This window comes from Mesorhizobium sp. M0478 (genome assembly GCF_040321305.1).
GTDB lineage: Bacteria > Pseudomonadota > Alphaproteobacteria > Rhizobiales > Rhizobiaceae > Mesorhizobium.
This window is the reverse complement of the sequence record NZ_JAMYRH010000003.1, coordinates 298,571-324,191: the sequence shown is the minus strand read 5'-3', so window position 1 is coordinate 324,191 and position 25,621 is coordinate 298,571. Positions and strand designations below refer to the sequence as shown.

Here is a 25,621-nt window from a genome sequence, read left to right as displayed (position 1 = left end):
CCTGGGCTTGTGTTCGCCTGCGAAATGTTTCGTCGGATCGTTTCAGGTCACGCTCCAGCATCCACATGCGCATTTTTCAGGTCGACTGCTGACGGCGCGTTCGCCGATGCCAGGAGTTGCGTGACCTGGTCCCCGGTCGGAAGCGCCTCGCGCCCGCCACGCCCCGTTATCGAAACGGCCGCCGCCGCGGCCGCGAATGCCACCCGGCCCGCGGTGTCGGCTCCGCGCGTCAACGCATAGGCATAGGCGCCATGAAAGCAGTCACCCGCGCCTGTGGAGTCGACGACCGCAACCCGGTGCGGGGGCAGGTGCCAGAGACCTGTCGCTTCACGGCCGCGATAGTACACACCCCTGCCTCCATCGGTCAGAACCACGGCGGATCGCGATGGCAACCACAAGACATCGAGCATCTCGGCAGGCGATCGGCGCCCCGTGGCAGTCCGTGCAAAGCTAAGTGGAAGAATGAGATGGTCGCAGAGCGCGATCAGCCGCTCCGTGGCGGGGCCGCTGCTCCATTCGATATCGCCGAGGATCGCAAGGCCGAGATCGCGAGCCCGAGCCACGACATCCAGCGACCCGTTCGCATAGCTATCGACGATCAGGACGGTTGCGCGGCTGAGGATATCGTCCGGAAAGTCCGGAGCTGTGCCCAGCATCGCATCGTCGTCATACGCGATGAACCTTTCCCCGTCCGAGCCGACGGTGATCCGCGAGTGCACCGGGCGCGCGTCGGGATGGCGCGGCGCGAATGCGGTTTCAATACCGCTCGCCACGAGATCGAGCTGCACCGCGTCGTCCGCGGCACTGGCCAGCCATCCGACGAACCCGGCGGTTCCGCCGAGCCGCGCGACAGCGGCCAGCGCCGTCGCGACATTTCCCCCGAAGGCGCGGGTACTTTGCAGAACCTTACCCTTGCCCGCCGACAATGGCTGATCGACGTAGACGATGTCGTCGATCGCAATAGCGCCGAAGCCGAGGATCGAGGGGATGGTGGGCATCGTTCAGGCACCCGCCTTCGCCAGGGCGTCTTGCGCCGAAAGGCCGTCATGGATGACGCCGCGAAAGGCAAGCGCTGCCTTCTCCGGATCGCCGTGCCCCCAGAGATTGCGGCCGACCACGGCGCCGTGCGCGCCGGCACGGATGGCGTCCGCCGTCTGCTGAAGCGCGCCGAGCAGCGTATCGGTCTTTGGACCGCCCGCGATGACAACCGGCACCGGGCAGGTCCGGACGGTCTCTTTGAATGACTCGAAATCCCCGGTGTAGCCGATCTTGATCACGTCGACGCCGGACTCGTAGCCGATGCGCGCCGCATAGGCGATCTCGTCGGGGGTGAAGACGATCTTTGCTCCGTCGGTGAAATCGCGAGGGTAGATATGCGCCACCACAGGCATGCCGTAGCGGGCCGCCGCATTCACCGAATCGGTCAGCCAGCGTATGTATTTGCCCTCCGTCGCGCCGCGCACCGGAATGGCCACGGCCAACGCATCGGCCCCCGCGCGCACCGCGTCCTCGGGCGTTGCGATCAACTCGCTGATGCGATCGTCCGCGGTGAAGCAGCCCGCCTGAATCACCAGGGAAGCTTTGCCCGCATATTGCGGCCACAGATGGCGCGCGGTGCCAGGCTGGATGCTGACGTAGTCGGGTTTGCCCGCCATGACGCGTGCGAGCGCACCCGGCAGGTCGGCAAGGCCGCCTTTGCGCACGTCGCCATAGCCGACGAAGTGGTCGACCGCGCCGCCAAAAAGGTTCCCCGATGGATGCGAGAAGAGGCGCGCGAGGCGCACCTTGGTTCCTAGGCTCATGAGTCCAAAATTCCCTGATCGGTTGATTTAAAAATGCTCGATCCAGTGTTTCCGAAAGAAAAAAGAAAAACAATCTTTCGAAAGCTTTCGAATCTCCATATTTTTCGGTAAGGTGAGCCGAGGCCGGCGCGATTGCTCGGCGCAGGCAGGCAAGGGCAGGGCAATGTTGTCGGAGCAGAGACGCCAATCGATCCTGGGCGAGGTGCAACGCAGCGGACAGGTTCGCATCAAGGACCTGTCGGACGGGTTTGGCGTGTCGGAGGTCACGGTGCGCTCCGACCTCGAAATACTGGACCGCAAGGGACTGCTGACCAAGACCCGTGGAGGGGCGGTGACCCGGACCACCGATTCGACGACGGCCGCGTTCGCGCGGCGGATGCAAACGAACCTCGACGCAAAGAAGCGCATCGCCCGGGCGGCGCTCGACCTTTTCGAGCACAACCAGTCGGTCATCTTCGACGGTGGCTCGACCCTGATGCAGCTTGCCATGCAGTTACCGCCGCTCAGCAATGTCGTGGTCGCGGCCACGGCCATGAACATCGTGCAGCATCTTATGCATCGTCCCGGGCTCGACGTTCATATGATCGGCGGCCGGGTCTATCCCGACACGGTGAGCACGCTGATCACCGATGCCGATACGGCTCTCGGCGGCCTGGTAGCGCATCAGGTCTTTGTTGGAGCGCATGCGATAGACTCGTCACTGGATGTGGTCGACGTGAACGAAGACATGGCGCGAACGAAGCGAAACCTCGTTCGCATGGCCCGGCGCGTTGTCCTGCTCGCCGATTCGAGCAAATGGGGCGTCAGCGGGACGTCCAAGGCATTTTCGCTGTCGGCCGTCGATGTGGTGATCACCGACGATGGCCTGCCCGGTCCAATACGCAGCGAGCTTGATAGGATCGGGGCCAAGGTGATCTATGCCTGAACCCATCCCGGTCTCTGATGCGCGACGGAAAGCGCGCATGACCCACGGGCTTCGCAGCGGCCGTCGGCCGTTTTTCATGCCGGTCATGTTCTCCTCCTCACGCTGGCGGCCTCCCAATCCTGCGCCAGAACTCTCACATGCTCTATAAAAATTTTACGCGCGTCAACATTTAAAGTCCTGTATAGCGGATTGCGGGGGGCGTGGGAACTGCAACGGTTCGCGCAGCATGCCCTTGGCTTCGGAGGAAAGCTGGAAATGCACGGAAAATCAGAGACAAAGCTCGGCATCGGTGTCATCGGCTGCGGCAACATCTCGATGACCTATCTGCGCAATGCAGCGCTCTTCGGTGGTGTCGAGCTACGCGCCTGCGCCGACATTTCCGCTGACATGGCCGAGCTGCGCGCCAGGGAATACGGCATCCGAGCGATTGGCGTCGACACGCTGCTCGCCGACCCCGACATCGACCTCGTGCTGAACCTGACCATCCCGGCGGCGCATTTCGACATTTCGTTGTCAGCGCTCTCGGCGGCCAAGCATGTCTTCACCGAAAAGCCGCTGGCAACCTCTGCCGCCGACGGCCGCCGCCTTGTCGCCGAGGCCGCGAAGCGCGGCCTGCTGATCGGCTCGGCGCCGGACACATTCCTGGGCGCCGCCGGCCGACGGGCACGCCGGCTGATGGATGACGGCGCCATCGGCAAGCCGGTGACCGGCACTGCCTTCATGATGGGGCGCGGCATGGAGCATTGGCATCCCAATCCGCAATTCTACTATCAGCCCGGTGGCGGCCCGGTCTTCGATATGGGTCCCTATTACCTGACCATGCTGGTCAATCTGCTCGGGCCGGTCGAGCGCGTCATGGCGACGGCGACGCGCGGCCAGGAGGAGAGGCTGATCACGGCCGACGGGCCGTTCAAGAACACGACATTCAAGGTCGGCACGCCGACCAACATAATGTCGCTGCTCGAATTCCGTTCCGGCGCCACCGTCACCTTCGGCGCCTCCTGGGACGTGTTCAAACACTCCAACCATCCGATCGAACTGCACGGCACCGAAGGCTCGCTCAGGCTACCCGATCCCGACACGTTCGGCGGCACGGTCTCGCTGTCGGAACGTGGCGCCGATTGGGCCGATTTCGCCAGCGAGAACGAACTCTACGGCGCCCGCAACTGGCCCTATGTGGCGCCCGACCGTGCCAATTACCGCATGCTCGGCGTCGCCGATCTGGCGGGCGCGCTGGCCACGGGCAGAAAGCCGCGCGCCTCCGGTGAGCTGGCGCTGCATGTGCTTGAGATCATGGAGGCGATCCTGGCTTCGGGCGAAAGCCGTGGCTCGGTTGCCATCAACGGCACGGTCGACCAGCCGCCGCTGCTTGGCGAAGAGGAAGCGGCAACCCTGCTTGCCTGACGGGAGGTTCGTCCGTGACATCGCCACCGTCCCTGCCGACACTCGATCCGGAGGCCCGGCATGTGCTCGAGCTCGGCAGCCAAGCCGGTGCGCCGCCGTTCGAAACGGGAACGCCAGAACAGGCGCGCCTTGCCTACAATGAGGGCTTCCCAAACCTGCAAGGCGAGCGTGAGCCGGTCGCAGCACTCAGCGAGCGCATCGTCGCCGAACCCGGCGGACCACTTAGGCTCAGGATCTATCGCGGGCAGGGCGCGCCTTCGGCAGGCGCTCCGGCGCTGCTCTATCTCCATGGCGGCGGCTGGGTGATCGGCAATCTCGACTCGCATGACGAGATCTGCCGCTGGTTCGCCAACGAGGCAGGCGCTGTCGTCGTTTCCGTCGACTACCGGCTGGCGCCGGAACACAAATTCCCGGCGGCAATAGAGGATTGCCGAGCGGCACTTGCCTTCATGCAAAGCGCCGCGGACGAACTCGGCATCGACGCTGCCCGCATCGCGGTTGCCGGCGACAGCGCCGGCGGCAATCTCGCCACGGTGCTCGGCCTGCTCACGCGGGGGGACAAAAATCCGCCGGCAGCGCAGCTTCTGTTTTATCCCAACACCGATGCCGGGCAGACGGCCGACAGCTATCGCCGCTTCGCCGCAGGCTTTGGCCTGACCGCCTCGACCATGGCCTGGTTCCGAGATCACTACATCCGCGACGCCGCCGACATCGTCGACTGGCGCATCTCACCGCTGAAGGCGGATAGCCTCGCCGGCGCGCCGCCCGCCTTCATCGCCATCGCCGGTCACGACATCCTCGCCGACGAGGGCGAGGCCTATGCCAGGCGTCTGCACGAGGCCGGCGTGCCGGTCGTGCTGGAACACTGGCCCGGTCAGATCCACGGCTTCGTCTCTATGGGCCGTCACGGCCCGGCAGCGAGACAGGCGGTTGCCGCCGCCATTGCCGCGTGGCTCAGCTTCGATCCCGCCTTTGGAAATTTCAAGCGGACTGACGCATGACCAGGGCGGCGTCAAGGCTGACCTTCGGCGCGACGTTCGCCCTATCCTCGTTGAGCAAAGCGAGCAATGTCTCGACGCTGCGCCCCGCCATGGCGGCAAAATCCTGCGCGATGGTGGTCAGTGCGGGGCAGGTGTAGCGGCTCAGCGGATGGTCGTCATGGGCGGCGATACGCAGGTCGCAATCGGCCTTGCGGCCGATCTTCAGCCCTTTCGCGAAGGCTGCCGCCATCACGCCGAAAGCCAGGCGGTCATTCGCACACAGTATGGTCTTGCCCGGCAGGCCGCTGGCCCCGAGCATCTGTTCCATCTGCTCGTAGCCGATGCGCTCGAAATCCCATGTGTAGTCTCGGGTGTTGCCGATAACCACCGGGTCCTGGCCAAGCTGATGCATCGCGGCGATGTAACTGTTCAGGCGCTCCGGCGAATTGTGATTGACATGCGGGATATCGAAATAGACCGGGGCGTCGCCGGAGCGGCAGAGATAGTCGACGATGGTCGAGACACTCTGGGCATTGTTGTTGCCGACAAAGGGCGTGCCGCCTTCGAGATAGGTATCGAAATAGACGACCGGCATTGTCTGGGTCAGCTTCTCCAGCGTGCGCCGGTCCGAGCGCAAGCCGAGCGGCGCGATCAGCGCGCCCGAAACTTTCAGCGACAGGATGGTACGTGTCGCCTCCATTTCGAGCTCGGTTGAGCCATGCGAGGAGATGACGATCGGCCAGTAGCCCTCGTCGCGCAGCCTGAGCTCGATGCGGCTGACCATTTCGGAATAGAAGGGATCGGTGACCGTCGGTACGACAATGCCGATGGCGCGGGTGCGCTTGCGGTTGAGGTTGCGGGCAAACAGATTGGGCTGGTAGTCGGACGACCGCAACGCCTCTTCGATGCGCTTGCGCGTTGCCGGCTTGACGCTGGTCGGATCGTCGAAATATTTCGACAGCGTCGGCCTGGAGACGCCGCAGGAGCGGGCGAAATCCTCCATCGTCTTGTGCGTCATTGGCATTCAATCCTCGTCTGGCACGCGCCAGAACCTCGGTCATCCCTTGACGCTGCCCACGGTCCTGCAGCCGGCGCGTCTGCCACGCAACGGCAGACGAAATTTACAGGAAACGTCAGTGGGTTCAACGCGCAATGACAGATTATACCGTGCGTAAATTTGTTCAATTGACGCGAAAATTGTCGCGCATCAAAGTCTCGGTTACAAAGAGCGCTGAAACAGTCCAGGCACCATGACACAACAGATCGATCGGCTTCTTTCCCAGCTATATCGTCGGCTCGATGCCGCCGCGGTTGTGATCGGCGATGCTATCGATCCGCGCTACAGCGACGACCTCTCCGGCAAGGGCGGCGGCCAGCCCGAACTGGTCTTGCGTCCGCGCAACGCCGCCGACGTCGCCGAAATCCTGCGCCTATGCAGTGGTATCGGCCAGAAGCTGGTCGTCCATGGCGGCCGCACCGGGCTGGCCGGCGGCGCGCGCGTGCAGCCGGGCGAAGCGGTGCTGTCGCTGGAGCGCATGACCGCGGTCGAAGCGCCCGACCGCGCCGCGGCAACCATCATCGCAGAGGCCGGCGCGCCGCTGCAAATGGTGCAGGAAGCGGCCGATGCAGCCGGCCTGATGTTCGGCGTCGATATCGGCGCGCGCGGCACGGCGACGGTCGGCGGCAACATCGCCACGAATGCCGGCGGCATTCGCGTGCTGCGCTACGGCATGTACCGCGCCCAGGTGCTGGGGCTGGAGGCCGTGCTTGCTGACGGCTCGATCCTGACTTCGTTGCGTGGCCTGGCCAAGGACAATTCGGGATACGATCTCAACCAGCTTTTCATTGGCAGCGAAGGCACGCTGGGCGTGGTTACTCGCGCCTGCCTGCGGCTGCATCCCAAGCCCGCCACCGAGGTTGCCGCCTTTTGCGCCCTTGGCTCGCTGGAGGCGGCGATTGCGTTGCTGGGGTTGCTCAAGCAGCGGCTCGGTCCCTTGCTGTCAGCCTATGAGGTGAATTTCTCGCCGCTCTACGGCTCCATGATTGCCGGCATGGCGGCGCCGGCGCCGCTGCCTGTCGGCGCGCCCGTCTATGTGCTGGCCGAGATCCAGGGCAGCCAGGCCGAGCTGGACGGCGAGCGTTTCGCTTCGGTGCTGATGCAGGCGGTCGAGGACGGCATCGTCGACGACGTGGTCGTCTCGCAGTCGCCACGCGAATTCCGTGCGCTATGGGATGTGCGCGAAGAGGCTAACCGATTCCTGTTTGCGATCGAGGGAATGCTCGGCGTCGACATCAGCATCCCGTTGGCGGCCATGGCGGATTTCCTGCGCAACGCCGAAGCCGCGATCCACGCCGTCGACAGCAGCGCCGAGATCTACGTCTTCGGCCATCTCGGCGACGGCAATCTGCACTATCAGGTCGACACCACGGAACCGGCGGCCGCCTATGAGATCATCTATCGCGGCGTGGCGGCATGCGGTGGCGCCGTCTCGGCCGAGCACGGCATCGGCCTCGACAAGAAGAAATGGCTGAACCTCGTGCGCAGCGACGCCGAACTATCAGCCATGCGCCGGCTGAAGGTGGCGTTCGATCCGCACAACATTCTCAACCCAGGGCGGATTTTCGATATCATTTGATCGCCAGGAGGATCTAGCTTGCAACTGGCGAGAGCAGCGCGTGGAAGCCGACCGTTCTCATCTGCTCGACGCCGTCCAGAGTCATATTTCCCGCGACATAGACGATGATTGCCAGACCGAGCCAGCCGATCCAGCGATACCTGGCAAGCAGCGCCGCCACCAGCGTCGAGGCGACCGCCATCAGAACCACCGACAGGATGAGACCGAACACCAGCGCATTCATGTCGTGGGCGGCGGCGCCCGCCACGGCCAGCACATTGTCCAGCGACATCGAGACATCGGCGACGACGATCTGCAGGATCGCGGTGCGCAGCGCCTTGGCCGGCCGCGCCGTCGCAACTGCTGCGGCTTCATTGTCGACGTCCTCGCCGTCGCCGGCCGAGCGCAACTCCTGGAACATGTTCCAGCACACCCAGAACAAAAGCATGCCGCCGACCAGCATGATCCCAGGAATTTCCAGCAGCTGCACCGCGATCACGGCAAAGACGATGCGGATCACCGCCGCCGCGGCAATGCCGGCGATGATCGCCTTCTGCCGCAACGCCTTGGCGAGGCCTGCGGCCGCCATGCCGATCACCACGACATTGTCGCCAGAGAGCACAAGGTTGATGGTGATGACTTCCAGATAGGCGGCGACAGTCGTCTGGTCGAAACTCATAAAGCGGTCTCCCCGGAAGGCTCCGGCTGGTTGCGGGCGCATCGGACCGATGTCTGCGCAAACGCGAAGACAGCTGATTTGAGTGCAGCCCGGTATTGAAACAAGACGCCAGCGCGGCCAATCGGTCCTCATCCACGGAATTCATCGCCGGTTCGTGATTTCCGACCAGAAATGCCCGTCCCAGAATGCCCATCATGGAAGGAAGACAAAAGCGTTCCGCTTGCCTATCAATATTGCCGACCAAAGGAGAGACGAGCATGAGCAAGACGGCACTGATTTTCTGGGGCGGATGGGAAGGCCACACGCCGGCCCGCAGCGCCGCTGTCGTCAGCGAGATATTGACCGGGCATGGCTTCGAGGTGCGGACAGAAGAGGGCACATCGGCGCTTGCCGATCCGCAGCTCCCGGCCATCGATCTGATCGTGCCGGTGATCACCATGTCGACGATCGAGAAACCGGAGCTGCAAAACCTCACCGCCGCCGTCAGCGGCGGAACCGGCCTTGCCGGCTTCCACGGCACAATGGGCGACAGTTTTCGCAACGAGCCGGCCTATCAGTTCATGACCGGCGGCCAATGGGTCGCGCACCCCGGCGACGTCATCGACTACCGTGTCGACATCATCAGCGACGATCCGATCGTCAGGGGTATCGAGGGTTTCGCCTACCATTCCGAGCAGTATTACATGCATGTCGACCCGAGCAACGAGGTGCTGGCGACGACGACGTTCAGCGGTGAGCATCTCGACTTCATCGACGGCGTCGTCATGCCCGTGGTCTGGAAGCGCCGCTACGGCAAGGGCCGCGTCTTCTTCAGCGCGCTCGGCCACACCGCGGATGAGTTTTCCGTGCCGCAAATGCGCACCATCTTCGAGCGTGGGGTGCTGTGGGCCAGCCGATCGGCCTGATCCCGGGCTTGGCGTCAAGCTGAGCGCAGTGGGACGGATTGCTTATAGCGATCGTCCAGTTCCGCGAAGCGGCGCTCCCGACACTGCTGGGGGCGCGCTGGCGAAGGAATCGCCAATGCCATGACACTCGAGCCGTATCGTTCGACGGGCGGCTTTTCGGAGGACTGGATGGCGTCGGGATACGGGAAAGTAGAAGACTCTAATTCTCTCTGAATCCTCGATTGAGCGAGTCGCGAACCGGCGCCAGCATATAGTCGAGCAGTGTGTGCTCGCCAGTCAGGATCATCACTTCGGCAGGCATGCCGGGCGACAATTTTACGTCATGGAGGTTTGCGAGGTCAGCCATATTGACTTTGATCTTGGCGAGAAAATAGGGTTCTCCGGTCCTCTCGTCCGTCAGCCGGTCGGCCGATACCGAGGTGAGCAACCCGTGGATTTGCGGAAGATGCCGTGTTGGATAGGCTGACAGCACAACGCGTGCCGGCATGTCCGGATGCACCATGTCGATGTCCCGCGGCTTGATCCGTGAATCGATGACCAGGTTGGACTCATTCGGAACGATATCGAGGAGGGGCTGGCCGCTGGAAATCACGCCAGATTCAGTTGTGACACGCACGTTCATCACTGTTCCCGCGATCGGCGCGACAATGTCAGTCCTGGCCAGCACATCCTGACGCGAGGGTAACAGGCTCCGCAATTCGGCCAGATCGCCGCGCACCTTGCCAAGATCCTCGTTCGCTTTCTCACCATCCTGTTGCCGCAAATTGAGAAGCTGCAGCTCGGTCTCGCCGATCTGCTGTTCGTTGCGCGCGACCTGCGACCGGTTCGACGCCTGGCTCGCTCGGATGTCGGCCTGGGCACGCTGCAGCGCAAGGATCCGCGGCAGGCGCTCCAATCCCTTTTTGTACATTTCCTGTGCCGAAGCGATCTCGCGGTCGATCAGCCCCAGTTGCTCCTCCTCGGCTGCGATCACTTCCCTGGACCCGGTGATTTGCTCCTCTATCTGCCGTATCCGCTTGTTGAGGATCTGCTCGCGCCCCTCGCGAGTGGCAAGGCGGCTGCGAAGCAGTTCCTGCTCTTCAGCGGCCACTTTCTGCCCGGCCTGGTTGTCAGCCGATGTCAGTTCCTTGGGAAAAATGATCTGATCTTCTCCGGCAAGCTCCGCACCCAAGCGCGCTTCGACGGCCAGCAAGCGAATGTAGCGCTCATGCAGCTCGTCGTAGCGGCCCTGTGCATCGGTCGTCTTCATGCTTATCAGAACCTGGCCCGCTGTGACCTTGTCGCCATCCCGCACGTGGATCATCCCGATGATGCCGCCCTCCAGATGCTGAACGGTCTTCCGGTAGCCGTCCGGGCTGACGATGCCGGGGGCCACGATGGCGCTGGCCAGGAGGGCCACGTCTGACCAGAGGGCGATGCCGCCGACAAAGAACAGCGCGGAGAAATAGCCGAGTATACGCGCTGGACGCGTCCGGCGATTCAGGTCGCGCTTGCTATCGCGATATGCAGACGAACGCCGCCGGACAAGCCCGACAAGCACGAGCACGAACAGCGCGGTGGCAGTTGCAGCCAGCGCGGCGCGCGCCGGCACGTCCAGGCTGTCGAAACGGTTCGAAGCCGCCGCAGCTAGATCTCCAGCAGCGACAACTAACCTGTCCAGCACGTCACGCAGGCTGGCCATCAGCATGTCCATCATCTTCGACAGGTCGCTAAATCGGTCGCTCATGGCTCACTCCGCCGCCTTCAATTTTGCCGGAACGACGACGCTGGTCTTGTCTTGCCCGGACGACGGCACGGCAGTCGGTTTGCGGTGACCGCCCAGCGCGCCCAGCACCTCGTCGCGCGTGCCGAACATCTTAACGGTGCCGTCGTGCATGAAAACGACATGATCCGCCGTACGCAGCAGATTCGTCTGGTGGCTGACGAGAATGACGGTGCAGCCCCGTTCCTTCAAATGGTGAAGAACATTGAACAGAGCCATTTCACCATCGCCGTCGAGGCCAGTGTTCGGTTCGTCGAGCACGACGAGCGCGGGATTGCCGAATAGCGCCCGGGCGAGAGCGATGCGCTGACGTTGGCCACGCGAGATTCGCGCCCCATGCGGCCCCACCTCCGTTTGATAGCCATTTGGCATCCGCAATATCGTCTCGTGGATACCTGCGGCCTGCGCCGCGGCGATCACTGCGGCACGATCGACATCGCGCAAGCGCGCAATGTTGTCGGCGATCGTTCCCGGAAACAGCTCGACCTGCTGCGGCAGGTAGCCGATGTGCATTCCAAGCTGGTCCGAAGGCCAACTCGCGAGCTCTGCGCCGTCCAGCCTTACATGACCGAGCGAAGGCCGCAACGTTCCCACCATGAGGCGGCAAAGTGTGGTCTTGCCGGAACCCGACGGACCAATCACGCCGCAGGTCTCGCCGGCCTCGACGTTGAAGGATACTTTGTTCATCAGGGCCTGCTGTGTACCCGGCGCATGGTAGTGTGCGTTCTCGAGCCTTAGCCGGCCTTGCGGGCGGGGTAAGGTCACTTCACCGCCCTGCCTAGAATTGGTGTCCGCGAACAGGCGCATGAGGTTGCGACGCGCGGTGCGAGCGGTAACCAGGCTGCGCCAGGCTCCGATCGAGCGTTCTATCGGCGCAAGCGCGCGGCTCAGCAGTACCGATGCCGCGATCATCGATCCGGCCGTCAGTTCGCCGCGCAAGACAAAGTAGGCGCCAAGTCCCAGCACGGCCACTTGCAGGGCCATGCGCAGCGAGCGCGACAGGCTCCCGATGCTGGTCGTGCGACCGAGAAGTTGCGCCTGGATGGTCATCAACGACTGCTGCTTTTCTTCCCAGCGCTGCAGCGCCGAGCCCGACATGCCGAGCGAGCGCAACGTCTCAGCGCCATCGATGTATTGGCCGGCCGCGACCTGGTTGCGACGCAGCTCTGCCGACGTTTCCTGGCTCCTGCGGCGGGTAAAGAAATCATTGGCGAGCGCGCCGCAGAACAAAAGGATCGCCCCGATGAGTCCGAGCACGCCCAGTGCTGGGTGCAGAAGCCACATGAAAGCCAGGAAGACGGGCGTCCACGGCGCGTCGAGAAAGGTCAGCATGCTGTCGCCACCGACGAAACCGCGCAGGTCCGCTACGTCCTTCAGGCCGGCCTCGACGTTGCTACCCGCGAGGCGAGCCTCCATGGCTCGTTCGATCACCGGGACGTTCAACTGGTCGTCGAGCCATTGGCTGATATGGCCGAGGATCATGCGGCGGGCTTGTTCCAAAAGGCCATAGACGGCGATCGCGCCGATCACCGCCAGGGTGAGCCACACCAGCGTGTCGATCGACCCGCTCGACAGCACCCTGTCGTAGATCTGCAGCATGTAGACGGTGCTGGCGAGCATCAGGACGTTTGCAAGCAGGCTGAAGATGAGCAGGGCGGGCGCCTGGCGCCGGGCCAGATGCATTACCTCTTCGAACTGCGGTCTTGGCTGCGGCACGGCTCGCCCCCCATTGTGATGCTTTGGATTGTGCCGGCCGGGCGCCAGGAAAGGCGCCCGCCCGGTGTCGGGTCAGATGATGCCGTCCGGGGCGTCGACATGGACCGAGAACGTGTCGGTAAAGCTGTCATTGTCGCCGTCGACGAGATTGGCCGTGAAATCCAGGTCGAGCGGCGCCGGGTTGGACTCCTGCTCGAGCGAGAACTGAATCACGGGGATCTTGACGGTGCCCACGCCCATGATGAGCTGGACCGCCTCGATCTGCTTCGCGCCGCCGTCGATCTCGAAGTACTTCCCGCCCTCCGCGACGTCAGGAATGAGCGGGTCGTGGCGCGGGGCATTGCTGAGCATGCCCGCCGTCACGTCGGTAGGACCGCTGACGGTACCGTCCGTATAGTAGACGATGTAATAGAGGTCTTCCGTAGCCGGGTTGTAGCCGCCGACGGAGTTGTCGATATAGACCGTGACCTTATCCACGTCTTGCTGGGGATTGACCACGAAGCTCTCGTCGCCCGAGGTGATTGAGGTGCCGGCGAACAGCGGGGTACCCCCGCTCTTGCCGTCGAGGTTGTTGTTGTTGACGCCGATGCCCGAAGTCGACACGTTCATCTTCGATGAGCTGTTGATCAGGCTAGTGGCACCATACCCCTCCAGCGTTGCCTCGGTAGGGTCATTGTTGACCAGGTCTTCGATGTCGTTCGGGAAACTGCCCGCCCCATTCTCCAGGGGAGCGGTCACCAGATTGCTGAAGAAGATGACGTCACCGTCGTGACCGGTCGGCGGGAATTGCAGCGTTTGCACCGCGTCCGGACCGCCCGCCTTCAGCGAACCCTGTGTGGTGTCGAAGGTCGTGATCGTTCCGGGAGGGGTGTCGACGTCAAGGTCGTAAGTGCCGTTGACCGGATCGAAGGTCAGTGTGAAGTCCACGTCTTCAGCCGTGCCGTCGCCGTTGAAGTCATCGTGGATCGAGCCTGTGAAGGTGTAAGGGTCTGCCGCGTCCGGTGTCAGGGATAGGCCCGACGTTACCGTCGGGTTGGAGTCGATTGTATAATCGTCCAGCGTTACGCCCAGCAGGTTGAACCCGTCGGCGCCTGGGTCGTGCGTCCAGGTGCCATGGGCGCCACTGTCGTAGTCACCGGTTGCGTTCTCCACAGCAATTGCCGGCCCGGTGTCTTCGAAGGTGAAGGCACCGCCTATGTCGACCGAGGTGTGCGCGCTGTCGCCGTCGCCGTCGGTTGCGGTTGCGGTCAGGCTCACCAGGTTGGCGGCAAGGATGACCGGAGTGTCCGCCTCTACGGGATCGGTTGGATCGCCATGGACAACCGCACGCGACTGGTCGAGGGTCACGTTGCCGTCGGCATCGACCGAGATGCGGAACACCTCATCCGTGCCGGCAGTGCCGACGATGTCGCCGCCGACAACATTGAGAAGCACCTCAAGGCCGCTGAGCGTATCGAACACGCCGCTGGCGACGTTACTGCCGCCGCCGAGTACATCCAGCGTGTAGGTCACATCGTCGGTGGCCGCTGGTCCATCGACGCCAAAGTTCGGCGTGAACAGCGCCGCGAAGCTGGTCGAGTCGTCGATAACGAAGTCCGAATCGCCGACCACCAGGGTCGGTACGTCATTGCCGGACGGCACGATCGATGGGCCGTCATCGTCGAAGTTGATCAAGGAGCCGACCTCTGCGCTGGCGACGTTGGTCTGATCTGTGCCGAAATGCACTTCCTTGACATCGAAATAGTCTTTTTGCTCGTCAATGTTCTTGATAGTGAAGCGGTCAAAGGTTGCGTCTGCGGTGAAATCGACCGTCACACCCTCGCCGACATTGTGAAGGATCACTCCCAGGTTGGTGTAATCAACCGTGATGCCCAGGGTGGCGGCATCCGTTACCACGCCGTTCAGCTTGAAAGTCACTGAGGCGATGTTGACTTCCGCATCGTTGTCATCACCCGGTAACGTGGCGCCTTTCGCGTTGTCATCATTGTTGTAGGCGTGGACCTCTATGTCAGCCACGGTATGGGTCGGAGTAGACTGCGAAATCGAGAAACCCGCGGTGGAGACGGTCTCGATGTGATCTGTGTAGTTCGGCGCGGTCGGCGTGTTGGTAAAGTTCTTGCCGGCGCTCTGGGTGCCGCCGTTGATCAGGTCGATCTGAAGCTCACGGCCAAAGCGCACGTCTTGTGATGAGACGCCCAGGCCTTGCGTGCTGACATTGACTTCAGCCTGTACGCCATTGTCATGAGCCGTGACCAGGATCTTCTGCGTGCTCGCCGTGTCAGCGTCGAGGATATACCACTTGTTGTGTCCGGGAGGGGCGTCACCAAGCGAGCTGAAATTCAGGACGCTGGTCCCGGTGACCGAGGCGTAGACTAGCTGATCCAGATCGATTAGATCGACGTCCGCGTTGTCAGGGTCCGGATTCATCAACGCCACGTACTGGACCAGGTACAGGTCCGCGTCGCCGTCCAGCGCAAACGAGAAGGCGAGGGGATCGAGTAATGGATCGGGCTCGCCAACTGAGGTCGGGTCAGAGGTCCCAATGACGCCGATCACGACGTCTGCATTGTTCGGGTCCTGGAACAGCCAGACATAATTGCCATCGACCGTCCGGATGCCGGTGACCGCGCCGTCGGTGGGTGAAAACGCAGTTCCCGAAGAGTCCTGGGCGAGAACGACCGAGGTGATGGTCTCCCCTGGGTCCGCGGAGGCCACCACGAAGTCCTCCTTGAAGGCGACCTCCAGCGCGGTGCCAAGATTCAGCAGATATTGCAGCGTGGTGTTGGTGCTGTACAGCGGATCGGATGGGTCAATATCATTGTCCGTGAGGCCAGCGCTCTCATCGATGATGATGTCATGAGCTGTGATGTCGATTGCCATGGAGATTCTCCCCTTTTTGAACAACATCAAGAAAAGGGGTTCACCCCCACCCGATGTCGGATGCACCTACCCCAGGGCATCCGCCGGCGCACAGAATTGCGGCCGTTTATCCTCCATTGTGCCGCCGACGCAGAGGACGCGTCCATTCGCGGTTCGATAGTGTTATGGTGAATGCCCCTACCTGATCGAACGATATACATCCTTCGAAAGATCGAGCCGCGACAGGCGCTCGCGGGCAACCGCGTTGGTATGGATCGATCGATATGCCGTGGGTTTCCGGCCTTTTGTCGGCATCTTGTCGACGCAGCCTGCCTTGCCAGCTCGCCGAAGGTAGGATCAAAGCCCGCTTTTGTGACTTGGTCCCAGATGGTCGGAAGCTTCGCCAAAAGTCGCCCAGGCGAGTTCCGCCCTGCTGCCGAGGCGGAGCTTCTCGTAGACGTGATGCAGGTGCATCTTCACCGTGCCTTCGGATACATGCAGTCGCTGCGCAATGATCTTGTTGCGCAGGCCGCGTGAAACAAGGCCGGCGACTTCCGTCTCGCGTCCAGTAAGCTTTGGCGCGCGCTGAGGCAGCGATCTCGGCGTCAGCAGATGCTGGAGGATATGGTCGTCGACCCACTTTCGGCCGCCTGCCACTGCATTGGCGCATTCGACAAGGTAGCTGTGGCTGATGCCGTCCATCAGCAGGCCGTCGGCATCGAGCTTGGGGATTTCGTTGAAGTCGAATCCGCCGTTTGGCTGCAGGATGTAGATGATGCCCAAAGGGCTGCTGGTGGCTCTCAGCCTTGCGGAAAGGGCGGCCGTCTGCCGGTCCACACCATCCAACCCTATGATGACAAGATCGGGCCGGTGGCGCTCCACCAAGGGGAGAACCTCAATCGTGTGGTGGCATTCTGCGACAACGCTGTGTCCCGCCTTCCGCAAAACCCACTCCAGACCGGCGAGATACACCCCCCGCGGGTCCGCGACTACCAAGCTCGACATGGGAACACGTCCGTAAAAAACGCAACGAACTTTGTTTAATATGTCAAGAAACCAGAGCTTCGGTCGATTGTCAAGGAGTTGCTAATATTGTAGTATATTCAAGGCTATGAATGGCATTTTCTGCGTTCGACAGGCCCGCCGAAGCGCTCGTGATCGCGCAAGGCGCCTCTGGATTTGACGCCTGTTAAGCTGCCAGTGATGACGGATTTTTGAGCTGTCTTCTCCCCTTGGGCAGACAGGCGGAGCTACTCGCAAAGCCAAATCATATGTTCTATGCTCGCTGGCATCACTGCGTTCGACAGCCGTGATCGGAACTGAGGTCTGTTGTCCTGAGGCGGGGCATCAATGTTCGAGGTCGGCGGATTTTTTCGGCAACGAATGCCGTTCTCAAAGGGCCGGCGCATCGTCGGCGCCCTTGCTCTCGTCGCCGCTGTATTCGGGCTGTTGCTGCTCGCACCGGAAGTGGCGAATGCGAAGCCGAACTGGACGCTCGATCCGGCGAATTCGACGCTCACCTATCAATCGGTGAAGAAGAACACCATTGTCGAAACCAACAAGATCAGGAACCTCTCGGGCACGCTGACATCGGATGGCGCCGCCAAGGTCACGTTCGACCTCAACTCGGTCGACACCGGTATCGACCTTCGCAATGTCCGCATGCGCTTCCTGTTCTTCGAAACCTTCAAATTCCCGACGGCGGAAGTGACGGCGAAAGTCGATCCCGCCGCTTTTGCTGATCTCGCCACCAAACGGCGCATGAGCGCGCATATCCCGTTTCGCCTGAGCCTGCACGGCGTCGACAAGGACCTTGAGGCCAATGTCGTGGTCACCATGATCACCGACAGCATGGTGTCGATCGCCTCGGAGGCGCCGGTCGCCGTGCATGTCGAGGATTTCGGCCTGTTGCCCAACATCGAAAAACTCCAGCAGGCGGCCAATGTCAGCAGCATCGTCCCGACGGCTTCGGTGTCGTTCGACTTCGTCTTCACCGCTGATGGCGCCAAGCCTGCGGCCACGCCTGCCGTCGCGGCCGCAGCCCCAGCCGATGCCGGGCCGGTCGCCACAGATGCAGGCAAGACGTCCTTCAGCGACGATGAATGCCTGAACAGGTTCGAGGTGCTGTCGCGCACCGGCGCCGTCTATTTTCGCCCAGCCAGCGCTCGGCTCGATGAAAAGAGCCGCCCACTGCTGGCCGAGGTGGTCGGCGTCGTCGGCAAATGTCCGAAACTGAAGGTCGAGGTTTCGGGCCATACCGATTCCGACGGCTCGCCGACGGCCAACAAGAACCTGTCGGAACGGCGCGCCAAGGCGGTCGCCGACGCGATCATCGCTGCGGGCATTCCATCGGCGCAGATCACGGCTTCCGGCTATGGCGAGGAAAAGCCGGTGGCGCCGAACGATACGCCGAAGAACAAGGCGCTGAACCGGCGGATCGAGTTCTCCGCCACGCCGCTCTCCAACTGAGCCGATCCTTAACTGAGAAGGCCCGTCAACCGAAAAGGAACCCGGTGCGTTTGGACATCATTGCAAGTTGCGGCAACTTCATGCGCGGCATCGGCCTCGCCGTGCTGGCGCTTGCGTTGACCATGATCATTACCATGACCGCGGCCAGTGCCGAACGCCGCATCGCCCTGGTGCTCGGCAATTCCCACTACCGGAACGCGCCGGTGCTGCCCAATCCGGTGAACGATGCGCAGGCAATGTCCGATCGCCTGAAGGGGCTGGGCTTCGAAATCGTCTCCGGCCTCGATCTCACCAAGGCGCAGACGCAGGAAAAGATCGCGCAATTCGCGCGGCAGGTGCGTGGCGCCGATATCGCGCTGTTCTTCTATGCCGGTCATGGCCTGCAGGTCTCGGGCAGGAATTACCTGCTGCCTGTCGATGCGGCGCTGGAGGACGAGACCTCGCTCGACTTCGAAGCCGTGCAGGTGGACTTCATCCTGCGGCAGATGTCGCGCGAGACCAGCATCAGGCTGGTGTTCCTCGACGCCTGCCGCGACAACCCGCTCGCCGATGTGCTTGCCAAGGAGACTGGCGGCGACAGCACGGCAAGCAGCGGCCTTGCCGAAATACCGATCGAGAATGGCGGCGCCGGCACGCTGGTCGCCTTCGCTGCCAGTCCCAACCAGCTCGCCTATGACGGACCGGGCGAGCACTCGCCATTTTCGGCGGCGCTGCTTGCCCATATCGGCGAGGTCAACGTCTCGATCACCGAAGCGATGAACCGGGTTACGTCGGATGTGTTCAAGGCCACAGCCGGACGCCAGCAGCCCTGGGTCAGCGTTTCGCTGACCACCGATGTCGTGCTTCACAAGGTCGATCTCAAGGCGCCGCTGATCGTCGGCGATTCCGGCGCGGCTGCGCCCGAAGGCGATACGCAGGCGCGCACCGGCGCGGCCGCCAATCCGCCGGGTACGGACGCCGGCGAGCAGGCGCTGGAACAGCTGCGTGAGGAAATTCCGAAGCTGGGCTCAGACGCGCCAGTCCTTTTCGACGTTCCGGTCAATTTCGGCGACCCGGCGATCGACGGCAAGAGCATCGCCCAACTCATCCAGGGCAAGCCGCACTTCAGTCCGGTCGAGGGCCTGGAAAAGTCCGTCTGGGACAACCAGTGCAGCAACTGTCATCAATGGACCGAGGAGCGGCTGTGCGACCAGGCCAAGACCTACGTCACCAATGATGTCTCGGTGTTGCGCCTGCAACACCCGCTGGGCACGCGCTTCAAGGTGGCACTCGGCAAATGGGCGCAAAACGGCTGCAAATGAGACCGCCAACAATGGGTTGGATCAGATTTCAATGAAATCTCATCACGATCCAGAGCAATCAGGCTCGGCGCAGCGCCTCGGTTTCGGCCAGATGGATGCCCATCTCGACAAAGGCGGTGAGCACGGAGAAACGGTCCGCCACCGCAACCCGCGCCAGTCCGGCCAGTATGCCGGCATTGACGGCATGCGCAGCCGGCAGCGGCCGCAGCCTCGACCCGTTGGTCTGCGGCGTCAGGCCATTGATGTGCCGTTGCGCCGCTAGCGCGATCCAGCCGGCAGGCGTGTGCTGCTGCGTCATCGCCGCCCCGGCGACAGCCTCCCGGCGGCTCGCATTGTTGGGGTCGCCGACCCAGTCCTGGATCAGGGCCAGCGTTGCGAGATCCTGCTCTTCGAGCAGCTCGGTCAGATGCCCAAGGCACTCATGGCCCCACCAGATTGCGGCCCGGTCAGGCAGGAGATAGGCGCAAAAGGTAATCGCTTCCTCGGGGATGCGCCCGGCCATCAGCCGGCGGCAGAACTCGAGCGAGGGTTGGTCGGTCGGAACGGCCGTCATGTCCCGGGCGACAGCCGTGTTCGCGGCGAAGAGATCGCGTGCGGTCTGGAATCGAAGCCCGTTGACCATCGCTGCTGTTATCCTCCCCCAGCCCTCACTCAACCCGCCTGCGAGGCGCGGGTCAAGTCTGTCGACCACCACATGTCCATGACGTTGTTCACAGACAAACGCCTCACGGTTTGGTATATTCCACAGCCGACCGTGATCTCGACAGATCATTGTCGAACAGGAAGAGTTGGCCCGGATCCATGGATCGGGCCTGAGTGAAAATCGGATGCTCGAAACGGGAGTAACCGTTATGCAGCGGCACATTTCAGTCTTGGCATTGGCGACCGTGCTTTTCTCGACGCACGTCTATGCCGACCCACTTCAGAAATCGGAAGACATTGTGAAGTTCTTTGCCGGCGCTATCGATCACGGCGCGGCACGCGGGATTTGTGTCGGCACCGAGGACGAGTGCAAGAGCAAGACCAGCCAGAAAGAAAAGCCTCCGGAGAAGACCCGCCTCGATATGCTGATCAATTTCAGCCTGGATTCGTCCGAGCTCGACGCCAAGGCGCGCAGCGAACTCGACGAGTTCGCCAAGGCGCTGAAGGACGATCGGCTGAGCAAGCTGTCCTTCGTCGTCGAAGGCTATACCGACGCATCCGGCTCGGCGACCTACAATGAAGGCCTGTCGCAGCGCAGGGCGCAGTCGGTGACGGCCTTCCTCGAATCCAACGGCATCGAAGCCAACCGCATCAAGGCGGTCGGTCTCGGCGAGGCCAATCCACGCAACCCCGACCCCTACGATCCCACCAATCGCCGGGTCGAGATGCGGATCAAGGCGCAGTAGCGTCGCCGGCTGCGTCTTCCGGCCGTCGTCAAACACAACGCCGCGCGTCCAACGGACACGCGGCGTTTTTGTTGTTTGACATGACCGATCAGTTCTTGAGCACGCCGCCGACCGCTACGCCGGTACCGAAGATCAGCGCCTTGGTCAGGAAATCATTGTTGTCCCGCGGCGGCGGCTCATCCTCGCGCACGACCTCCCGGTTGCGCCTTTTCTGCACGAACTGCTGTTGCCGGCGCGGCTTCTGGGCGTACTGCTTCTTGCGTGGCTTTTCCACCACCGGCTTCAGCGTGCGGGCCTTCTGCACCACCTGTTTTCTCGGCTTGTCCACGCCGGCCTGGTCGGCCTCATGCTTGGCACGCACGGCCTCCATCATCGGATCCGTCTGGATAACCAGGAACGCCAGCTGCTCGCGCGTCAGGAAGGTGGTCGGAGGCAGCCCGTTCCCCGCTTGCCAGTCGCCGATCGCTTGCCGGGTCTTGGCGCCGATATTGCCGTCGACGCGGCCAAGCTCGTTGCCCAGCGCCTCGACGCGCAATTGCAGGTCGATGCGGCCCTGGCGATCGAGACCGATCGCGTTCTCCGTCGCCTCGGTGCCCAGCACCTTCTTCATGTCGTCCGAAATGCCGACCGAGGTGCGCACGGCAGAACCCGAGTTCGCTTCGTCCGCAGCAAGCGCGGCGACTTCCCGTTCCTGGGCTTTCGGATCGTTCAGCGCATCGATGTTGAGCCGCGCCACCGTGGCGAAGCGGCCATTCGGGAACTGTTCGAGATAGGCTTCGTAGAATGGCGCGGTGTTGCGCTTCGAGGCCTCGTCCCACAGGCGCTGCTCGACTTCCCACGAAGGCGGTTCTCTGGTGACGGGGGCAGGGGCGGGCGCTGTCGCGGCGTTAGCGTCGTCGGCGGCCACCGGCACGGCTTCGGCGGCCGGTTTGCCAAGGAAGACCTCGCGGCCCAGCGATGCGTTGTGCCATGGCCGCTGGCGGCCTTGCGTGGTCTCGGCCACTTCGCCGCGCACCCGCGTCAGCGCGCTCTGGATCTCGACGCCGGGTTCGGTCAGGTGCCTGGCGAGCGCGGTCGAGTAGGGGCTGTCGACGCCGTTGCCGTCAAAGGCGATGGCGCCCGGGTCGGTGGCATAGGCAATCAGGATGCCGCCGGTGCCGACGCCCTCTGATTTAGGGTCGATCGGCGCCAGGCCGGTGCCCAGCGCGGTGGAGCGGGTCTTCGGCATCGCGGCCGCCAGTGTGCGTGCCAGCGGATTGTCGCGGCAGGCATCGAGGATGATGACGCCGACCGCCGGGTCGGGTGGCAATGCGGCCATGAAGTCGTCGATCTGGACGGTGCGGGTCCTGAGATAGGCAGGTGACGTCAATTCGGCGTCGACCGGGATCAAAAAGTTCTTGCCGTCCACCTGCATGCCGTGGCCGGCGTAGAAGATGACGGCGAGGTCGGCATCGTAGGACTGCTCGGTGAATTTGCTGATCAGGCTGTGCATGCCGGCATTGTCCTGGTCGACACCCTCGATCACCTCGAAGCCGGCATTGCGCAGCGTCGATGCGATGAGATGCGCGTCATTGGCCGGATTGGGCAACTCGACGGAATGGACGTATTTGCTGTTGCCGATGACCAGCGCGACGCGTTTGACGCCACCGGCATCCGGCGCCGCCGCCTGGACGGTGCCAAGCGCGGTCAGCATTAACAGAAAAAATCCGCTCAAAAGGACGGCAAACGCTTTCATGGGATCGGCCCTCCGCCCCAATGGGGCGCGTTATTGATGGCTGTGCATGCTAAATTTCACCAGCGACTGTATCGCTTCTGCCAAAATGGCTGTTGGGCGTATGTGATCCCAGCCACAGTTTTGGTTCACAAGGACCCAAAAACCTTCCCAAATATCCGCAAACATACCATTCGCCGGCCTCAGAACCAATCGGCTTGGCGAAAGCCGGGGCGAACTGCCAGCTCTAGCCCGGCTCAAGAGTATTTTGGATCGAGCCGACCATTGCCGTTATCGCCTGCTTGTATTTTTCGAACTCCGGCGATGTCTGGCGGACTTCCGTCGTCGTCTGCTGGCCCGCATCGGTGGTGGCGGGCGTCGGCAATTTGCGGCCCATCTTCCGTTCCGCCCAGTCGACGACGTAGCTGGCGGTCTTGCCGGCAAGAAACGGGTTGGCCTGGATAACGGACGAGCCGAGCACGGCGCTCAACTGCGCCGATCCCGGCGACGCCAGCACCTGATGGGCGCCTTCCATACCGAGGAAATGGCAGAGATAGAGCCGGCCGGCGGTGATCTGGTGGCCACGCGCCTTGAGATAGGCTTCGCCCTCGCGCGCCAGATTGCGCACCATCTCACGCGAGATGGTGGCGTCGTAGCGCAAAGCGAGCAGGTCTGCGGTCGACAGCGAGCGCGCCAGTTCGGGACGATAGGTGTTCATCATCCGGATCCAGGTCTTGGATATGAACTGGCCGGCGCCTGTCGCCGAAGACAGCGGGTTCTTGGCCCGCGCGCTACCGCCCGATTCGACGTGGACGATACGGTCGGTCAGCGTTTCGACGGCGGGATCGCTGGAAGTGACGGCGATTGCAGCGGTCACTGTTCCGAGGGGATCGATCACCTGACCGCTTTGATAGAGTTCGAAATGCAAATGTGGCCCGGTCGACAGGCCGGTGGTGCCGATATAGCCGATGATGTCGCCGGCCTTCACCTTGGTGCCGACACCGCTGGCAATGGCGAATTTCGACATATGCGCGTAGCGCGTCTCGCGGCCGCCGCCATGGGCGATCTTGACCACATTGCCGTAGCCGCCGCCGTCGCCCTGGAAGATGATCTCGCCGTCGAAGGCTGCTGCGATCGGGGTCCCCACGGGTGCTGCCCAGTCGACGCCCTTGTGGATGCGAACAACGCCCAGGATCGGATGCTTGCGCGGCCCGAAGGTCGACGTCATGACTCCGTTGACCGGCGTCACCATGCCGTTGGCCACCGTCAGCGAGCGCACCTGGTCATCGCCCGAGACGCAGGAAAACTGGCCGTCGCCCTGCTGGAAAACGAAACAATCCAAGCTCTTTTGCGTGCCTTGGATGCCGACATAGAGTACCCGTCCGTCGGTCTCGTTCTTGCCGCGCGGCGTCTGCGAATAGATCAGCACAAGGCGCTGGTCCTCGCTGGCGAAAGCATCCAGATCCTGTCCCCGCGACAGATACATGATGGCTTCGCCGATGATGCCGCTCGGCACATTGTTGCGGGCAGCCGTCGAGTAGATCGCGTCGAGCAGGCGGTATTGCCGTTTCTGCGTGCCTTCGGTCTCGGCGCCCGAATAATTGAACAGGTCCTCGCGCACCCACGGGTCGACGCCCGACACGAAGGCGCCGGCCGCGTTGCGTGTCAGCGTGCCGACAAAGACGTTCCTGGCGTAGATCGAGACCTGCATCAGCGACATCGTCGTGGTCTCGCGCGTCGGCCTGAAGCCGCGCATCGCCACGACATAGCCAGGCTGCAGGCCGTCCTTGTCGAACAGCGCCTTCAGCCTCTCGCCGGCAAGCTTTGCGTCGTCGGCGGAAAAATGCGCATCGAGCGCCACGCTGTCCAGGCTGCGGTCGTTGAGGATTTTCACGAAAATGTCCTGGGTCGCCTCGAAGCGCTGGTATTCCGAGCTGACGGTGGCAACGCTGGTGTTGTTTTCGACCGGTGTCTTCTGAAAGGCGGGGAGTGCTGCTTCGCCCTCATCGATGGTCTCGCCCCAGCCGGCCTCGGGGTCATCGGCCGCCGCCGATGCACCCGGAGCGACCTGCGGGTCAGGAGCTGGGCCGGAGGCCGCCGGAGCCCCGTCCGCGCCGGGCGATGGTCGAAGATCGTTCTGCAGGTCATTCTGCGGATCGTTGGGTTCGGCGGGTGGCGCGACCGCGGTCTTCCGCTGCGCCTGAAAGAAAGCGAAATCCTCTTGCGTCGAGGGGATCGTCGTCATGAATTTTTCGCTGGCGCTCAGCATCACGTCGGAGAGAACCATGATCTGAGGGGAGATGCCGGCCTGGTCGAGCTCCGTCGGGCGCGGCATCTCGCGGCTCTTCGCGGCGCCGGCCTCCGGCGCCAGTGTGATCCACATCGGGTCGCCGGCAAGGTCGATGATGGCCGGCACGTAGACCGATGCGTCGGCCGGCACGTCGTCCGAGCCTTCGACGGCATGCAGTTCCTCGTCCTCGTCGCCGAACGACCAGTAGTCGGCGGTAAGATAGAAGCCGGTGGCAATCGCGGCGAGGACGATTGTCGCCAGGCCAGCCGCCAGCCCGAGCCAGATCCTGCGCCTGCGCAGCGCGGCGCGCGCCTGCTTCTTTGCCTTGAAGCTGGTGTCGATGCTGTGCGTCACGGTGCGCTTCCGGTCAGGAAGAAGGTCCAGCGCACCTGTTCCTGCGTGTCGACTTCGAGAAACTTCGCCGCGATATGGCCGCGCTGCCAGCATTCATCGATGCCGCGGATCGAGAACCGCCGCCGCTCGATGCACATGTCGGTGGAGCCTGCCAGGATGGCGTGGCCGAAGACATCCGTCGCGTAGATGTAGATGTAGCGGTTGGTCAGCTCCTCGCGAATGACGTTGACGCATTGATTGGCGCCGATGGTCCACCAGCCATCGGTCTGGTCGGCATCGTCGACCTTCTGACCGACGGCAAGATTGACGACGTCGAGCGTCTGGTTGCAGACGGTGAATTCGGCGCGCGCTTGCCCGGTGGAAAGAAGCGCCAGCAACAGCGTCGCGACCGCGCTCGCGGCGAGCTTCACCCGCACGTTCCGGGCAAGCAGGACGGGATCTCGGCGACGACGTTGCATCGG

Annotated in this window: 20 protein-coding genes; 8 read left to right on the top strand and 12 right to left on the bottom strand. The window is 62.9% G+C overall.

Features of this window, described 5'->3' with window-relative positions:
* Positions 1-47: 47 nt before the first annotated feature.
* Together NKI64_RS09410 and NKI64_RS09405 are read right to left on the bottom strand one after the other, a co-directional pair.
* The gene (locus tag NKI64_RS09410; RefSeq protein WP_352667711.1) at positions 48-998 is read right to left on the bottom strand and encodes a PfkB family carbohydrate kinase; all 951 of its coding nucleotides are present in this window, start codon (positions 996-998) and stop codon (positions 48-50) included.
* A gap of 3 nt (positions 999-1,001) precedes the next feature.
* Positions 1,002-1,802, bottom strand: coding sequence for a beta/alpha barrel domain-containing protein (locus tag NKI64_RS09405; protein ID WP_023825959.1), 801 nt, complete (start codon positions 1,800-1,802; stop codon positions 1,002-1,004).
* A gap of 163 nt (positions 1,803-1,965) precedes the next feature.
* Here NKI64_RS09405 and NKI64_RS09400 point away from each other — a divergent pair, with 163 nt between their 5' ends.
* The 3 genes from NKI64_RS09400 (at position 1,966) to NKI64_RS09390 (ending at position 5,132) form a co-directional block, all read left to right on the top strand.
* A complete protein-coding gene (locus NKI64_RS09400; protein ID WP_023724284.1) occupies positions 1,966-2,727 on the top strand; it encodes a DeoR/GlpR family DNA-binding transcription regulator in 762 nt (253 codons plus the stop codon).
* A gap of 255 nt (positions 2,728-2,982) precedes the next feature.
* Complete coding sequence (locus NKI64_RS09395) at positions 2,983-4,131, top strand: Gfo/Idh/MocA family protein (RefSeq protein WP_352537139.1); 1,149 nt, start codon at positions 2,983-2,985, stop codon at positions 4,129-4,131.
* A 14-nt stretch (positions 4,132-4,145) separates the two neighbouring features.
* Positions 4,146-5,132, top strand: coding sequence for an alpha/beta hydrolase (locus tag NKI64_RS09390; protein ID WP_352537140.1), 987 nt, complete (start codon positions 4,146-4,148; stop codon positions 5,130-5,132).
* Here the strand turns inward: NKI64_RS09390 and NKI64_RS09385 are convergent.
* On the bottom strand, positions 5,113-6,135 hold the full coding sequence (locus NKI64_RS09385) for a LacI family DNA-binding transcriptional regulator (protein ID WP_352537141.1): 1,023 nt from the start codon (positions 6,133-6,135) through the stop codon (positions 5,113-5,115). The genes NKI64_RS09390 and NKI64_RS09385 overlap by 20 nt on opposite strands.
* 226 nt (positions 6,136-6,361) lie before the next feature.
* Here NKI64_RS09385 and NKI64_RS09380 point away from each other — a divergent pair, with 226 nt between their 5' ends.
* Positions 6,362-7,747: an FAD-binding oxidoreductase gene (locus NKI64_RS09380; RefSeq protein WP_352667707.1), complete on the top strand. Its 1,386-nt coding sequence runs from the start codon at positions 6,362-6,364 to the stop codon at positions 7,745-7,747.
* 13 nt (positions 7,748-7,760) lie between these two features.
* On the opposite strand, the gene NKI64_RS09375 is transcribed toward NKI64_RS09380, so the two are convergent.
* The gene (locus tag NKI64_RS09375; protein WP_352667705.1) at positions 7,761-8,405 is read right to left on the bottom strand and encodes a YjbE family putative metal transport protein; all 645 of its coding nucleotides are present in this window, start codon (positions 8,403-8,405) and stop codon (positions 7,761-7,763) included.
* Positions 8,406-8,662: 257 nt separating this feature from the next.
* Between NKI64_RS09375 and NKI64_RS09370 the strand changes: the two genes are divergently transcribed.
* Entirely contained in the window at positions 8,663-9,310 is a 648-nt protein-coding gene (locus NKI64_RS09370; protein ID WP_352667703.1) for a ThuA domain-containing protein, read from the top strand.
* A gap of 199 nt (positions 9,311-9,509) precedes the next feature.
* On the opposite strand, the gene NKI64_RS09365 is transcribed toward NKI64_RS09370, so the two are convergent.
* From NKI64_RS09365 to NKI64_RS09350, 4 genes are all read right to left on the bottom strand, one after another.
* Positions 9,510-11,036, bottom strand: a complete 1,527-nt coding sequence (locus tag NKI64_RS09365) for an HlyD family type I secretion periplasmic adaptor subunit (protein ID WP_352444507.1) — start codon at positions 11,034-11,036, stop codon at positions 9,510-9,512.
* A 3-nt stretch (positions 11,037-11,039) separates the two neighbouring features.
* Complete coding sequence (locus NKI64_RS09360) at positions 11,040-12,755, bottom strand: type I secretion system permease/ATPase (RefSeq protein ID WP_352667700.1); 1,716 nt, start codon at positions 12,753-12,755, stop codon at positions 11,040-11,042.
* Positions 12,756-12,860: 105 nt separating this feature from the next.
* Positions 12,861-15,668 (bottom strand): DUF5801 repeats-in-toxin domain-containing protein, encoded by a 2,808-nt coding sequence (locus tag NKI64_RS09355; RefSeq protein ID WP_352667698.1) that lies wholly within the window; start codon positions 15,666-15,668, stop codon positions 12,861-12,863.
* 336 nt (positions 15,669-16,004) lie between these two features.
* Positions 16,005-16,652 (bottom strand): LuxR C-terminal-related transcriptional regulator, encoded by a 648-nt coding sequence (locus NKI64_RS09350; RefSeq protein ID WP_352667696.1) that lies wholly within the window; start codon positions 16,650-16,652, stop codon positions 16,005-16,007.
* Between the two features lie 378 nt (positions 16,653-17,030).
* Between NKI64_RS09350 and NKI64_RS09345 the strand changes: the two genes are divergently transcribed.
* Both NKI64_RS09345 and NKI64_RS09340 read left to right on the top strand, forming a co-directional pair.
* Positions 17,031-18,116, top strand: coding sequence for an OmpA family protein (locus NKI64_RS09345; RefSeq protein ID WP_245259885.1), 1,086 nt, complete (start codon positions 17,031-17,033; stop codon positions 18,114-18,116).
* Positions 18,117-18,160: 44 nt separating this feature from the next.
* Complete coding sequence (locus tag NKI64_RS09340) at positions 18,161-19,417, top strand: caspase family protein (protein ID WP_031202459.1); 1,257 nt, start codon at positions 18,161-18,163, stop codon at positions 19,415-19,417.
* 58 nt (positions 19,418-19,475) lie between these two features.
* Here the strand turns inward: NKI64_RS09340 and NKI64_RS09335 are convergent, their stop codons facing one another.
* Entirely contained in the window at positions 19,476-20,039 is a 564-nt protein-coding gene (locus NKI64_RS09335; RefSeq protein ID WP_023667916.1) for a DUF6931 family protein, read from the bottom strand.
* Between the two features lie 229 nt (positions 20,040-20,268).
* Here NKI64_RS09335 and NKI64_RS09330 point away from each other — a divergent pair, with 229 nt between their 5' ends.
* On the top strand, positions 20,269-20,805 hold the full coding sequence (locus NKI64_RS09330; protein ID WP_352667692.1) for an OmpA family protein: 537 nt from the start codon (positions 20,269-20,271) through the stop codon (positions 20,803-20,805).
* 88 nt (positions 20,806-20,893) lie between these two features.
* On the opposite strand, the gene NKI64_RS09325 is transcribed toward NKI64_RS09330, so the two are convergent.
* The 3 genes from NKI64_RS09325 to NKI64_RS09315 all read right to left on the bottom strand — a co-directional run bounded on the left by NKI64_RS09325 (position 20,894) and on the right by NKI64_RS09315 (position 25,618).
* Entirely contained in the window at positions 20,894-22,498 is a 1,605-nt protein-coding gene (locus NKI64_RS09325; RefSeq protein ID WP_245267101.1) for a caspase family protein, read from the bottom strand.
* Positions 22,499-22,763: 265 nt separating this feature from the next.
* Entirely contained in the window at positions 22,764-25,160 is a 2,397-nt protein-coding gene (locus NKI64_RS09320) for a M23 family metallopeptidase (protein ID WP_352667689.1), read from the bottom strand.
* Positions 25,157-25,618 (bottom strand): DUF1036 domain-containing protein, encoded by a 462-nt coding sequence (locus NKI64_RS09315; protein WP_023667922.1) that lies wholly within the window; start codon positions 25,616-25,618, stop codon positions 25,157-25,159. The genes NKI64_RS09320 and NKI64_RS09315 overlap by 4 nt, the downstream gene beginning before the upstream one ends.
* Positions 25,619-25,621 lie beyond the last annotated feature (3 nt).